Genomic DNA, 13,135 nt, shown 5'->3' with positions numbered 1-13,135 from the left:
AAACCGGTGATGCCGGGAAAACAGCCGGGAACCTACCTTGCGCGCAGGCAGTGCTTCGGCACGTGAATCCGATGGGCGCGTGAATGACGATCTCCTACATGGCCACCGAGGACGACCACCAGCGGCTGGAGTGGCTGGGTGGCGGTGTGATGCAGGTCCTGCTCGACGGTGACCGGACCGGCGGGCAGCTCTCCCTGTTCCGGTCCTCCGCTCCCGCCGGCGCGGCGTCGCCGGCGCACGTCCACTCGCGGGAGGACGAGGTGTTCGTGTTCCTGCGGGGGAGCGCGATCATCTGGGTGGGCGACCAGCGGTTCGAGGTGGACGAAGGCGGTGTGGCGTTCCTCCCGCGCGGCATCCCGCACGCGTACCGCATCACGGCCGACGCGGACCTGCTGGCGTTGAGCACCCCCTCCGGCCTGGAGGACTTCTTCCGCGGCGCCGGGCACGACCTGCGGACGCCCAAGCCCGCCGGCTGGCGGATCACGCCGCAGACCATGGCCGAGGCCGCCGCGGGCAACGGGCAGGTCGTCCTCGGACCGCCGCTGGGCCCGGACGACGTCCTGCCCGCGCACGGGGGCCTGGAACCCGGTGGCGTGCCGCACGTGGCCCGGGCAGGCGAGCACGAGACGTTCGAGTGGCTCGGTGGCGGCCTGATGCGGGTCCTGCTCGCGCAGGAGCACACCGGTGGCCGGTTCTCGCTGTTCCGGTCGAGCTCCCCGCGCGGGTCGGCGTCGCCGGTCTACCTGAACCGGCGCAGCGACGAGATCCTCGTCGTCCTGCGGGGCGGCGGTCTGTGCTGGGCAGGCGAACGACGCCACGAGGTGTCGGACGGGGGCGTCGTCGTCGTGCCCCGCGGTGTGCCGATGGCCTACCGGACCACCGCCGACACCGATCTGCTCGCGGTGTCCACGCCCGCGGGACTGGAGTCGTTCTTCCGCATCGCGGGACGCGACGTGCGCGGGCCCCGGCCGCCGGAGTGGACGGTCTCCCCGGAGCTGCTGGCGCAGGCCGCGGACGCGACCGGTCAGACGGTTCTCGGTCCGCCCCTGGACGTGGGCGGCACGATCCCGGAAGCGCTCCTTGGCGGCTGACGCGCCGCCCGTCAGGACCGCGCCGGGTCCGCGGGCGCGGTCCAGCCGGTGGAGCGGAGCCAGTCCGCCAGCGTCCAGGCGCCCGGCTCGATCGCCCGCACCGCCGCGAGGTCCGACGGGTGCGTGGCCGCCAGTGCGAACCAGCGGAACATCGCCCGGTCCTCGGCGTCGGTGACGGCGCTCAGCGGCAGGGCCTCGTAGCGCGCGGGCAGGCCGGCGTGCGCACCGAACGCGGCGGCGATCTGGGAGCCCGTCAGCTGGTCGGTCACGACCTCGACCGCTCCGCCGGGCACGTCCGCGGCACCGAGCAGGAGCGCGGCGGCGACGGTGCCGATGTCCCTGAGCGCCACCATCTTCAGGCCGACGCCGTCCGGCAGCGGCATCTTCAGCACGAGCACGCCGTCCTGCACGGTCATCGGCACGTGCGCGAAGCTCTCCATGAAGGCCGTGGGGCGGATCATCGTGGCCCGCAGGCCGGACTGCCGCAGGTAGGCCTCGACCCGGCCCTTCGACGCGAAGTGCGCGACGCCCGAGTCGTGCTCGGCTCCGCTGACCGAGTTGAACACGACGTGCGGCACGCGCGCCGCGACCGCCGCGTCGACGAGGGCGGTGCCCAGCCCGGCCTCCTGCTCGGTCTCCTCGGGGGTGTTCGCCTCCGGGGTCATGAAGTAGAACGCGCCGGCCGCCTCCAGCGGCGCCGGGTCGCCGATCCGGAAGGCCGCCAGCTCGACGCCCCGGTCGGCCAGTGCCCGCGCCCGGTCGGACTCCGGGCTGCGGACCAGGGCACGCACCCGCGCTCCCCGGCCGAGGAGCGCGTCGACGACCGCTCCGCCCTGCTGTCCCGTCGCGCCGAAGACCGCGATCGGCCCGGTTCCCTGCGTGGTCATGTCGCCCGCCCTTCAGTAGTTCATGGCATGAACTAAACTAGTTCACGCCATGAACCAACGCAAGGCCTGCCGGTGTCGCCGGAGGCGGAACTGGTCGATCAGGACAGGGGCGTCCGCGCGCCCGGCGCGTCCACGATGGCGCCGGCGATGCGCTCCAGGTCGCGCTGGTCGGCCGCGTCGAGGCCGCTCGCGACGTCGGGCAGCCGCCGGGAGGTCTCGGCGAACACGGCTTCGGCGAGGGCCTTGCCCGCGGGCGTCACGTCGAGCAGGACGACCCGCCGGTCGTGCTCCGACCCCACCCGGCTGACGAGGTCGCGCCGTTCGGTGCGGTCGACCAGCTGGCTCAGCGCGTTCTTGGTCATGCCGAGCGACGCGGCGAGGTAGGCCATCTGCCGCGGCTCGTTCCTGATCGCGCACAGCAGCGTGGCCTGCGACGGGGTCAGGTCGAACTCGGCGCAGATCTGCGCGTACCTGCGCTGGATCAGGACCGAGAGCCAGAACAGCTTCTCGCCGTGGTCCACGCCGCCTCCTCCCGCCCGGTGGTCGGACCCATCGTAGTCGCGGTGGTCGACGACCAGGTGTCGCAGCTGTATGATACAGGTTATGACAGGTTCTCGGTCGCAGTGGCTCGCCGGCGAACTGCGGGAACGGATCGCGCTCGGCGACCACGGGCCGTCCGGCGCGCTCGACAGCGAGGCCGCGCTGGGCCGCCGGTACGAGGTCAGCCGGGTGACGGTGCGCCGGGCCCTGGAGCAGCTCCGCGCGGAGGGCCTGCTGGCCTCGCGCAAGGGCGCCGGCTGGTACGTCGTCTCCGGTGCCTCGTTCGGCCAGTCCCTGGCGCTCGGCAGCTTCCAGCACGCCGGGTCGGCCGTCGCCGAGGCCGGTGTCCCGCTCGCCCGCACCGTCGTCGAGTACGGGTACGGCACCACGCCCGCGAGCGTGGCCCGGCTGCTGGCACTGCCCGACGGCGCGGAGACGCTGCGCGTGCAGTCGGTGCGCCGGGCCGGTGCGGCACCGCTGGACGTGGTCACCGAGTGGGTCCCGCTGGCACTGGCGGCACCGGTCAGCCGCGCGGACGCCGAGGACCCGGGAACGTGGGAAACCCTTCGCCGGCAAGGACATCGGATCGCCGTGGTCCGGCAGAGCATCGCCGCCACGGCCGCTTCACAGCGCGTCGCGGACCTGCTCGACGTGCCCGCCGCCACGCCCGTGCTGCTGGTCCGCCGGCTCGCGGTGGGGGAGGACGGCACGCCGGTCGCCCTGTCCGAGCACCGCTACCTCGGGCACCGGTTCCGGCTGGAGGTGGAGTTCCACGGCTGGCCCGGCGCCGACCCGCCCGGCGTCGCCCCGATCACGACCACCGAACAGGAAGGCTGACATGCGTCTCCTCGTCACCGGAGCAGCGGGGTTCATCGGCTCGCACTTCGTCCGCCACCGGCTCCACGAGCACCCGGACGACCACGTCGTCGCCCTCGACGCCCTCACCTACGCCGGCACCGAGACGAACCTGTCCGACGTGCGCGAGCGGATCACCTTCGTGCACGCCGGAATCGCCGACGCCGAACGGGTGCTGCGCGACCACGACGTCGACGTGGTCGTCAACTTCGCCGCCGAGTCGCACAACAGCCTCGCGGTCCTCGACCCCGGCAGGTTCTTCCGCACCAACGTGCTCGACACCCAGGCCCTGCTGGAGGCCGCCCGGCAGGCCGGGGTCGCGCGCTTCCACCACATCTCCACCTGCGAGGTCTACGGCGACCTCGCCCTCGACGCCGGGCAGGCGTTCACCGAGGAGTCGCCGTACCGGCCGCGCACCCCGTACAACGCGAGCAAGGCGGGCAGCGACCACGCGGTGCGCGCCTACCACGAGACGTTCGGCCTGCCGGTCACGATCACCAACTGCGCCAACAACTACGGCACCCACCAGTTCCCGGAGAAGGTGCTGCCGCTGTTCACCACCCACGCGCTGGACGGCCGGCCGCTGCCGGTCTACGCGTCCAAGGACAACCGTCGCGAGTGGATCCACGTCCTGGACCACGTCCGCGCGATCGACGCCGTGCTCGGCCGGGGCCGGATCGGCGAGACCTACCACGTGGGCACCGGTGTCGAGGCGAGCGTCGAGCAGATCGCGGACCTGGTGCTCGACGAGCTGGGCCTGCCCGCGTCGCTCAAGCGGGAGGTGCCCGACCGTCCCGGCCACGACCGCCGCTACCTGCTGGACTCCGCGAAGATCCGCCGCGAGCTCGGCTGGGAGCCGGTGGTGGAGTTCGAGGCCGGCGTGCGCGAGACCGTCCGCTGGTACGCCGCCCGCCGCGACTGGTGGGAGCCGCTGCGCGACCGGTCGCCGGTGGCGGAAGGCGCGTGGGCGCGCCGGTTCTGAGCACCGCTTTAACGGTCGTCTCAGGTCCGCTCGGTAGGAAGTGGGCGAACGCCGCCCGGCCCCGCGCCGGGCGGCCCGCGCGACTCCGGGAGGCAGCCGTTCATGATCTCCGTGCTCGTGGTGGACGCCCAGCCGTTGCACCGCCTCGGGTTCCGCCTGCTGCTGGACCGCACACCCGACACGGAGGTCGTCGGCGAGGCCGCGAACGGCGCCGAGGCCGTGCGGCGGGCCTGCGACCTGCGTCCCGACGTCGTGCTGATGGACACCCGCCTGCCGGGCCTCGACGGGGTCGAGACCACCCGGCGCATCGTCGCCGCCGGCGGGCGGTCGCGGGTCCTCGTGCTGACGAGGTCCGAGGTGGACCGGCACGCGTTCGCCGTGCTGCGGGCCGGCGCCAGCGGGTTCCTGCTCGAGGACACCCGCCCGGAGGAGCTGCTCGCCGGCATCCGGGCCGTCGCCGCCGGAGGCGCGGTGATCGCGCCCGCGCTGACCCGCCGGCTGCTCGACACGGTCGCGGGCCGGCTCGGCGACGAGCTCTGCGAGCCCGCGCCGACCGATCCCCGGCTGGCCTGCCTGACCGGCCGCGAGCACGAGATCCTCGTCGCCATCGGCCACGGCCTCACCAACGGCGAGATCGCACGGCGCTTCACGCTGTCGGAGTCGACGGTGAAGACCCACGTCGGGCGGGTCCTCGCCAAGATCGGCGCACGGGACCGGGTCCAGGCCGTCATCCTCGCCTACGACCTGGGCCTCGCCCACCCGTGCGGCCGCCACGACACCGCACGGGTGTGACCGGTTCGTCAGGCGAGCACGACCCGGCCCTCGACCACCTCGACCGGGATCCGGGCCAGTGGTGCGGGTGCCGGCCCTCCGGTCACCTCCCCCTCCCCGTCGTAGGTGGCGCCGTGGCAGGGGCACCGGAATCCGGGGCCCACGAAGGAGACCGGGCACCCCTGGTGGGTGCAGGCGGCGTTGAACGCCAGGAAGGTGCCCGGCGCCGGGCGCAGGAGGTGGGCGGGTCTCCCGTCCGGCAACGTGAAGCTCTTCGACGAGCCGACGGCGACCTCGTCGACGGTGGCGATCACCGGCCCGCGGGCCACCGGTTCCGCGGGCGGGACGGCCGGCCGCCGGGCGAGTGCCAGCACGCTGCCCGCGGTGCCACCGACGGCAGTCGCCGCGCCCGCGAGCAGGCCGCTGCGCAGCACGGTGCGCCGCTCGACGTCGTCCCGCACCGCCGGGTCCTCGTCCGGCGCGGGGTGCTCCGGCAGGCCGAGCCCGCGCCGCACCCCGGCCCGCAGCCGCGCGCTCAGCGACAGCACGCCGCCGTCGCCCGCGATCAGCAGCGGGGTCCAGGCGAAGACGAACACGATGTCGGCCCCGAGGTAGTAGGGCCGGGTCGTCCAGCTCACCGCCAGGAAGAAACCGAGCGAGAGCAGGGCACCGCCGAGCGCGGCGAGCCGGGTGACCAGCCCGAGCAGGGTGGCGAGCCCGACCGCGACCTCCCCGAGGGCGATCGCCAGCCCGGCGGCGGTCGCGTGGTCCGCGGCCAGCGAGACCAGCGGGCCGATCGGGGAGGTCGCGGCGGCGTTCACCATCTGCGCGTGGACACCGAGTGCGGAGGTGCCGTCCAGGTACTGCGTGTCGAGGAGCTTGGAGACACCGGCGTAGACGAAGGTGCCGCCGAGGAAAGCGCGCAGCGGCAGCAGTGCGTGTTCGCCCATCACGTCAGGAAGTGCGGGGCGAGACCGTCATGATGCCCGTGCACATCTCGTCGCTGGTGCCGTCGCCCCACACCACGTAGCGCGGCGGCAGGTTCTTCAGCTGTGGCAGCTGTTTGCGCAACGCCGCGTCGTGCGTGCACGTCACCCGCAACGTGTCGCCCGGACCGATCTCCACCGGCTCTGGCAGCTTCATCAGCCGCTGGTTGTCGAAGTCGAACTGCGGCACGTCCAGCACGACCTCGGCGTTCGGCTTGCCGGGGTTGAGCTCGACCTTGATGGACCGCCCGAGCAGGTGCATGTGGCCGAAACCGGCGAACAGCGTCATCGGTGCAGGCACTTCCTGGTCGCACGTCTGGGTGTTGCCGGGCTTCGGCGCGCTCTGGCCGCACTCCTCCAGCTGCTCGTCCGCGGTGCCGCCGACCTCCGGCCCGAACCGCTTCGTCACGTCCGCGATCGAGGCCGCCCGGTCGCAGAGCGGACCCGACTCGTCGGGGGCGCAGGGCAGGTCGGTGGGCGCGTCGAGTGGGAACGTGTCGAGCTCCCGGGTCTGCGGCGTGCCGTTCGTCAGCCGCAGCCGCACCGCCGAGCGGTCCGACCCGGCCGGCTTGCCGTCGCTCGCGAGCAGGTTGTAGTGCATCTGGAGGACGATCAGGCTGCCCGGCTCCAGCTTGAAGCCGACGTCCTGGGTGAACAACGTCTCCGAGGCGCCGGGTGCCCAGGTGTCCACCCACGTGGCCTCACCCTCTTCCACCTCGGCGCCGGGCACGCCGGTCCCGCCGAAACACTGCCAGCCGAGGCCGGGTGTCTTCGCGTCCTGCTCGCGCACCGCGGCAGCACCGCCCGGCGGCACCGCGTACACGATGGCGTGGTGCGCGAGGGCGACGTTCTCCGGCGTGACCTGGGTCCCGGTCACGAACGTCGCCTTGGTCAGGCCCGGATCGATCACCTGGCACCGGTACTCGTCGGTGCCGCCGCCCTCCGGCGGTGCGGGCGTGTAGGCCTCGGCCATCTTCAGGTCGAGGAACCGCTCGCCGGCGCGCAGCGGCTGCGTCGGGGCGGGCGGCTGGGCCGCGTGCCCGTGGTGCGAGCCGGTCGGAGGAGCCGCCGTGTCGGTGCTCGATCCGCAGGCGACGACGGCGAACGCCGTCGCGAGCGCCACGGAGGCCGCACCGAACCTCCACAGTGGACCACTGGATTTCTTCATGGCCCCAACGCTAAGACCGGTGCCGGCGCGATTCGTCGTACCGCGGTCGTCATCTCCGGGCGCCGCGCGGTACGACGGTACTACCCACCTCGCCTGAGCACCGCTTTAACGGTCGTCTCAGATTCGCCCGATAGGAAGTCGGCGCCAGACGGGCGAAGCAGAACTTGTGCAGGAGGCGGACAAATGGCAGTCGACGCAGTGCCGTCCAATAAGGTGCGGTCCAAGAAGGGGCCGTCCGGGGGAGTGCCGGGAGGCCGGTGGGTGCCGTGGCTGGTGATCGGGCTGTGGCTGGTGCTGACGGTGGTCGTGGTGCCGTTGAGCGGAAAGCTCAGCTCGGTCACCACCGACAAGGCCGCGGACACCCTGCCGGCGAACGCCGAGTCCACCCGGGTCGCCGTGCTGGAGGACAGCCTTCCCGGCGGGAACGACCACACGTTCGTCTTCGTGTACCACCGCGACAGCGGCCTGACCGACGCCGACCGCGCGGCGGTCGAGCGCCACCACGACGCGCTGGCCAAGCGGTACCCGCCCGCCGTGGCGGCCCCGGCCGGAGAGGAGGACGACGGGCCGCGGACGAACCTCTCCAAGGACGGCAAGGCGATGATGTTCACCCTCGACGTGAGCACCACCCACGGCGCACCGGAGACGATCGTCGGCCCGGTGCGCGACGCGGCGAAGGACCGGCCCGCCGGCCTCGAGCTCGAGGTGACCGGCCCGGCCGCGGTCGAGGCAGACATGGACGCCGTCTTCGACGGCATCGACCTGCAGGTCCTGCTCACCACCATCGTCGTGGTCACGCTCCTGCTCATCATCACCTACCGCAGCCCGGTGCTGTGGCTCGTGCCGCTGGTGGCGGTGGGCGCGGCCGCGGTGACCTCGATGGCGACCGTCTACCTGCTGGTCAAGGGTTTCGGCATCGTCGTCGACGACCAGAACTCGGCGCTGCTCACGATCCTGGTGTTCGGCGTCGGCACGGACTACGCCCTGCTGCTCATCGCCCGGTACCGGGAAGCGTTGCAGCAGCACGAGAACGTCCGCGTCGCGATGGTCCACGCGCTGCGCGGCGCGGCGCCGGCCATCGTCGCGTCCGCGGCCACCGTGGTCGCCGGCCTGCTCTGCCTGCTCGTCGCGGACCTGAACAGCACCAGTGGCCTTGGCCCGATCGGTGCGGCCGGCATCCTGTGCGCGCTGGTGGCCATGCTGACGTTGTTCCCGGCGCTGCTGGTGGTGCTCGGCAGGCGGATCTTCTGGCCGGCCGTCCCGCGGCCGGGCGCGGCCGTGCAGGGCAAGCCGGGGCTGTGGGTGCGGCTCGGTGCCGCCCTCGGCCGCCGCCGCTGGGTGGCGGCGCTCGGCTCGCTCGGCGTCCTGGGCGTGCTCGCCCTCGGGCTGACGGGCAACACCGGCGCCCTGCGGGAGCAGGACCAGTTCGTGTCCGCACCGGAGTCGGTCACCGGTTTCACCGTGCTGCGCCAGCACTTCCCGGAGCTCGGCGGCCAGCCGATGACGGTCTTCACGCGGCCCGCGCAGCAGGAGCGCGTGCTCCAGGTCGTCCAGGGCACCCGCGGGGTCGCGGTGGCCGTCCCCGGTGAGACCCGCGGTGGCTGGACCGACATCTCGGTGTTCCCGACGGACGCCCCGGACACCGTCGCGGAGTACGACACGATCAAGCGGGTGCGCACCGCCGTGCACGCGGTGAGCGGCGCGGAGGCGATCGTCGGCGGGCCGAGTGCCGAGCACCTCGACACCGAGGTCACCACCGAGCGCGACGAGAAGCTGGTGATCCCGCTGGTCCTCGTCGTCGTCCTGATCGTCCTCGCGTTGCTGCTGCGCGCGGTCGTGGCCCCGCTGGTCCTGATGGCCACCGTGGTCGTCTCGTTCGCGGCGGCCTTCGGCGGCAGCGTGTTCGTCTTCGACACCGTTCTCGGGTTCAAGGGCATCGACTACTCGGTGCCGCTGCTCGCGTTCCTGTTCCTGGTGGCGCTCGGCGTCGACTACAACATCTTCCTGGCCAGCCGTGCGCGGGAGGAGACGGTGCGGCTGGGCACCGGGGAGGGCATGCTCACCGCCCTCTCCGCGACCGGTGGCGTGATCACCTCGGCGGGCCTGGTCCTCGCGGCCACGTTCGCGGTCCTCGTCTCGCTCCCGCTGGTGATGCTGATCGAGGTCGGGTTCCTGGTCGCCTTCGGCGTGCTGCTCGACGCCCTGCTGGTGCGGTCGGTCCTGGTGCCGGCGCTCACCCTGCTGATCGGCCGGCGGATGTGGTGGCCGAGCAGGCTTTCCCGGCCGGCGGAGGTGCCGGTCGGGCGACGGCCGCACGCCGAGGACGAAGAGCCCGTGCTGCACCGGTGAGTGCGGCGGTGCGCTGATCCTCCGTGTCGGCAGTGGATCAGCGCACCGCAGCCGGGAGCTCGACCCGCAGCAACGCACCACCGCGAGCGGAGCGGGCGACGGCGACCCGGCCGCCGTGGGCGTCGACCACCCGCTGCACGATCGACAGCCCCAGACCGGATCCCGGCAACGCCCTGGCGCTGTCGGCGCGGTAGAACCGGTCGAACACCCGCGGCACGTCGGCGGCGTCGATGCCGGGTCCCGCGTCGTCGACCTCCAGCACCGCCGACCCGTTCGCGCACCGGAGCCGGACGTGGACCGGCCGGCCCGCGGGGGACCACTTGCCGGCGTTGTCGACGAGGTTGAGCACCGCCCGCCGGAGCGCGGCGGGACGCCCGCTCACCCGCACGGAGGTCACGTCGAGCACCACCTCGACGTCGGGTGCGCGGGAACCCGCCTGGGCCGCGGCGGCCACCACCACGTCGGCGAAGTCGACCAGTTCGGTGTTCTCGTCGGTGACGTCACCGCGCGCCAGGTCGGTCAGCTCGGCGGCGAGGGTGCTCAGCTCGGTCACCTGGGCGCCGAGGTCGTGCAGCAGCCGGGTCCGGCTCTGCGAGGGCAGCGCGCTGTCCAGGGCGCCGCGCCGGTCGAGCCGGATCAGCAGCTCGATGTTGAGGCGCAGGCTGGTGAGCGGGGTCTTGAGCTCGTGGGCGGCGTCCTCGGCGAGCAGCCGCTGCGCCCGCCGGGAGTCCCGGAGCGCGGCGAGCATGTCGTTGATCGACCGGATCAGCTGCTGGATCTCCCCGCCGCCCTCGTCGGGGATGCCGGCGTCGAGGTCCCGGGTGCGCGCGACCCGGACCGCGGCGGCGGTCAGCCGGTCGATCGGCGCGAGCCCGGTCCGTGCCACGGCCCGCCCGACGAGGGCGCCGCAGGCCACGCAGAGCAGCCCGATCAGGAGCATGCCGAACCCGAACCGGTTGACCGGGCTGTCGTCGGTGGCACGGGCCACCTGGACCGCGCCACCGGCCGCCCGCCGCGTGTGGACGAGGTAGCCGTCCTCGTCGCTGTCGGCCGACTCCAGCAGGTCGGCCGCCCCGCCCCGGGCCACGTCCCCGGCCTGCTCGCTGACCGGGGGCAGCGCGGGCTGGCCGCCCGGCGTCCGGACCGCACCGCCGGGCAGGACCACCCGCACCAGCGGACCCGATCCCGGGTACGGCGGCAGCGGGACCTGCTCCAGACCGGCGTGCTCCGCGGCCGCCGCGAGGAACCGGGAATCGGCGCGCAGCTGCTCCTCCGCGGTGGCGCGCAGCTCCTGGTCCAGCAGCTCGCTGGCCACCTGGAAGGCCAGGAACACGCTGGCCGCGATGGCCGTCGCCGCGATCACCGTCAGCCTGGTCCGCAGCGACCGCCCGCGCCACCACCCGCGCACGCTCACGGAGGCGTCTCCCGCAGCGTGTACCCCAGACCGCGCCGCGTGCAGAGCAACCGCGGCTCACCGCCGGCCTCCATCTTGCGGCGCAGGTAGCTCACGTACACCTGGAGGTTGTTGGAGGTGACGCTCATGTCGAAACCCCAGATCGACTCGAACAGCTCGGCCCGGGTCAGCACCCTGGTCGCGTTGCGCACCAGGACCTCCAGCAGGAAGAACTCGGTCCGGGTCAGGCCGAGCGGCCGCTCGCCCCGCCACGCCTCGAACCGGTCGGGGTCGACCCGCACGTCCGCGAACACCAGGACCTGCGACCCGTCGTCGTCCGGTGTCCGGCGCCGCAGCAGGGCCCGCACCCTGGCGAGCAGCTCCTCGGTGGCGAACGGCTTGGGCAGGTAGTCGTCGGCACCCGCGTCGAGCCCCGCGACCCGGTCGGACACCTGGTCGCGGGCCGTCAGCATGAGCACCGGCAGGTCCTGTCCCGCCGCCCGCAACCGCCGGCACGTCTCCACCCCGCCCAGGCGGGGCATCATCACGTCGAGGATCAGCAGGTCCGGCGCGGCGGCACCGATCCCGTCGAGCACGGCGAGCCCGTTGGCGACGGTGCTGGTGTCGTACCCCTCGACCTGGAGCACCCGCTCCAGCGACTCGCGGATGGCCGCCTCGTCGTCCGCGATCATGATCCGCACTCCGGACCGTCCCTCCAGTCGGCACTTTGCCGCACATCGTTCCCGACCAACCTGAGGACAGCGTTAGAGCGGGACGGAACGACGACCGCCGGCCCGCCCCTGACGTTGCGTGAATTCGGACAGACCCGGATGGACCCTTGTTTTAGCTTTTCCGACAGGCGAACCCTGTGGATCGCGTCAGCCGTTCTCCGCCGCCATCGGCCGACCACGACAGGAGAGCACATGCGCCGGAGAACGAACGGTGTCTTCATCATGACCGCGGCGGCAGCCGTGGTGGCGGCCGCCATCGTGGCCAACCCCGGGCCCGTGCAGGCCCTCGACGCGCCCGCGTGCGTGGTCGGGTACACGGTCGACCAGTGGAGCGGCGGGTTCGTCGCGCAGGTCAAGGTGACCAACAACGGCGCGCCCGTCGACGGCTGGGCGTTGACGTGGACCTTCGCCGGCGACCAGCGCGTCACCTCCGGGTGGAGCGCCGACGTGACGCAGTCCGGGAAGGTCGTGACCGCGCGGAACCAGGCGTTCAACCGGGCCATCGGCACCGGTGCGTCCGTCCAGTTCGGATTCCAGGGGACCTTCCAGGGCACCAACGACGCACCGGTGGACTTCGCCCTCAACGGCGTGCGCTGCAACGACACCAACCCGCCGACGACGACCACGACTACCACCACCACGACGACGACCACGACGACACCGCAGCAGCCGCCGGGTTGTCCGAGCGGCGCGTTCTGCGACGGCTTCGAGAACCAGACCGGGACGACACCGGCCGGGGACTGGTCGCCGGTGTTCCCGAACTGCCAGGGTGCCGGCACCGCGACCGTCGACACCTCGACGGTGCACAGCGGCAGCAGATCGATACGGATCAACGGCCGGGCGGGCTACTGCAACCACGTGTTCCTCGCGACGTCCAGGGGCACCGGCGGATCCGGCCTGCACGCGCGGTTCTACGTGCGGCACACCACCGCGCTGCCCGAGGCGCACGTGACCTTCGCGGCCATGAAGGACACCGCCGACGGCGGCAAGGACCTGCGGATGGGCGGTCAGAACCGCGCCCTGCAGTGGAACCGCGAGTCCGACGACGCGACGCTGCCGGAGCAGAGCCCCAACGGGGTCGCCCTGAGCACCCCGCTGCCGGTGGACCGGTGGACCTGCGTCGAGTTCGGGATCACCGGCTCGGAACTGCGCACCTGGGTCGACGGCACCGAGGTCCAGGGGCTGCGCGTGGACGGCACCCCCACGCAGGACGTGGACTCGCAGTGGTTGCGCCGCAGCGGGTGGCGGCCCGCGCTGAGCGACTTCCGGATCGGCTGGGAGAGCTACGGCAACGGCGACGACACGCTGTGGTTCGACGACATCGTGCTGGCGTCGTCACGGGTCGGCTGCTCCTGACGACTCGGCCGGCACGACCGCGGGTC

General features: G+C 73.0%; 12 protein-coding genes. 6 read left to right on the top strand and 6 right to left on the bottom strand.

The window, feature by feature from the left end; all coding sequences use genetic code 11:
* Window positions 1–83 precede the first annotated feature (83 nt).
* The gene (locus tag ACFWGZ_RS17400) at window positions 84–1,091 is read left to right on the top strand and encodes a cupin domain-containing protein (protein WP_382452530.1); all 1,008 of its coding nucleotides are present in this window, start codon (window positions 84–86) and stop codon (window positions 1,089–1,091) included.
* A gap of 11 nt (window positions 1,092–1,102) precedes the next feature.
* Here the strand turns inward: ACFWGZ_RS17400 and ACFWGZ_RS17395 are convergent, their stop codons facing one another.
* Window positions 1,103–1,978, bottom strand: coding sequence for an NmrA/HSCARG family protein (locus ACFWGZ_RS17395; protein ID WP_382452529.1), 876 nt, complete (start codon window positions 1,976–1,978; stop codon window positions 1,103–1,105).
* A 98-nt stretch (window positions 1,979–2,076) separates the two neighbouring features.
* The gene (locus tag ACFWGZ_RS17390; RefSeq protein ID WP_382452528.1) at window positions 2,077–2,499 is read right to left on the bottom strand and encodes a MarR family winged helix-turn-helix transcriptional regulator; all 423 of its coding nucleotides are present in this window, start codon (window positions 2,497–2,499) and stop codon (window positions 2,077–2,079) included.
* Between the two features lie 82 nt (window positions 2,500–2,581).
* Here ACFWGZ_RS17390 and ACFWGZ_RS17385 point away from each other — a divergent pair, with 82 nt between their 5' ends.
* From ACFWGZ_RS17385 to ACFWGZ_RS17375, 3 genes are all read left to right on the top strand, one after another.
* Window positions 2,582–3,355 (top strand): GntR family transcriptional regulator, encoded by a 774-nt coding sequence (locus tag ACFWGZ_RS17385; protein WP_382452527.1) that lies wholly within the window; start codon window positions 2,582–2,584, stop codon window positions 3,353–3,355.
* Window position 3,356: 1 nt separating this feature from the next.
* On the top strand, window positions 3,357–4,355 hold the full coding sequence (gene rfbB, locus ACFWGZ_RS17380) for a dTDP-glucose 4,6-dehydratase (protein ID WP_382452526.1): 999 nt from the start codon (window positions 3,357–3,359) through the stop codon (window positions 4,353–4,355).
* Window positions 4,356–4,457: 102 nt separating this feature from the next.
* The gene (locus ACFWGZ_RS17375; protein WP_382452525.1) at window positions 4,458–5,147 is read left to right on the top strand and encodes a response regulator; all 690 of its coding nucleotides are present in this window, start codon (window positions 4,458–4,460) and stop codon (window positions 5,145–5,147) included.
* Between the two features lie 8 nt (window positions 5,148–5,155).
* Here the strand turns inward: ACFWGZ_RS17375 and ACFWGZ_RS17370 are convergent, their stop codons facing one another.
* Window positions 5,156–6,076, bottom strand: a complete 921-nt coding sequence (locus tag ACFWGZ_RS17370) for a Rieske 2Fe-2S domain-containing protein (RefSeq protein ID WP_382452524.1) — start codon at window positions 6,074–6,076, stop codon at window positions 5,156–5,158.
* Window positions 6,077–6,080: 4 nt separating this feature from the next.
* Window positions 6,081–7,280: a hypothetical protein gene (locus ACFWGZ_RS17365; RefSeq protein WP_382452523.1), complete on the bottom strand. Its 1,200-nt coding sequence runs from the start codon at window positions 7,278–7,280 to the stop codon at window positions 6,081–6,083.
* A 183-nt stretch (window positions 7,281–7,463) separates the two neighbouring features.
* Between ACFWGZ_RS17365 and ACFWGZ_RS17360 the strand changes: the two genes are divergently transcribed.
* Window positions 7,464–9,629 carry an MMPL family transporter gene (locus ACFWGZ_RS17360; protein WP_382452522.1) on the top strand — a complete coding sequence of 722 codons (2,166 nt, stop codon included), beginning with the start codon at window positions 7,464–7,466 and terminating at the stop codon, window positions 9,627–9,629.
* 37 nt (window positions 9,630–9,666) lie between these two features.
* On the opposite strand, the gene ACFWGZ_RS17355 is transcribed toward ACFWGZ_RS17360, so the two are convergent.
* Window positions 9,667–11,043 (bottom strand): ATP-binding protein, encoded by a 1,377-nt coding sequence (locus tag ACFWGZ_RS17355; RefSeq protein ID WP_382452521.1) that lies wholly within the window; start codon window positions 11,041–11,043, stop codon window positions 9,667–9,669.
* A complete protein-coding gene (locus ACFWGZ_RS17350; protein WP_382452520.1) occupies window positions 11,040–11,723 on the bottom strand; it encodes a response regulator transcription factor in 684 nt (227 codons plus the stop codon). The genes ACFWGZ_RS17355 and ACFWGZ_RS17350 overlap by 4 nt, the downstream gene beginning before the upstream one ends.
* Before the next feature lie 222 nt (window positions 11,724–11,945).
* On the opposite strand from ACFWGZ_RS17350, the gene ACFWGZ_RS17345 reads away from it, so the two are divergent.
* Window positions 11,946–13,109, top strand: a complete 1,164-nt coding sequence (locus ACFWGZ_RS17345; protein ID WP_382452519.1) for a cellulose-binding domain-containing protein — start codon at window positions 11,946–11,948, stop codon at window positions 13,107–13,109.
* The last annotated feature ends 26 nt before the right edge of the window (window positions 13,110–13,135 follow it).

Origin of the sequence: Lentzea sp. NPDC060358 (genome assembly GCF_042725365.1) — a bacterium.
Lineage (GTDB): Bacteria > Actinomycetota > Actinomycetes > Mycobacteriales > Pseudonocardiaceae > Lentzea.
Note: the sequence above shows the minus strand (reverse complement) of the source record. Positions and strands in the feature narration are given on the sequence as shown.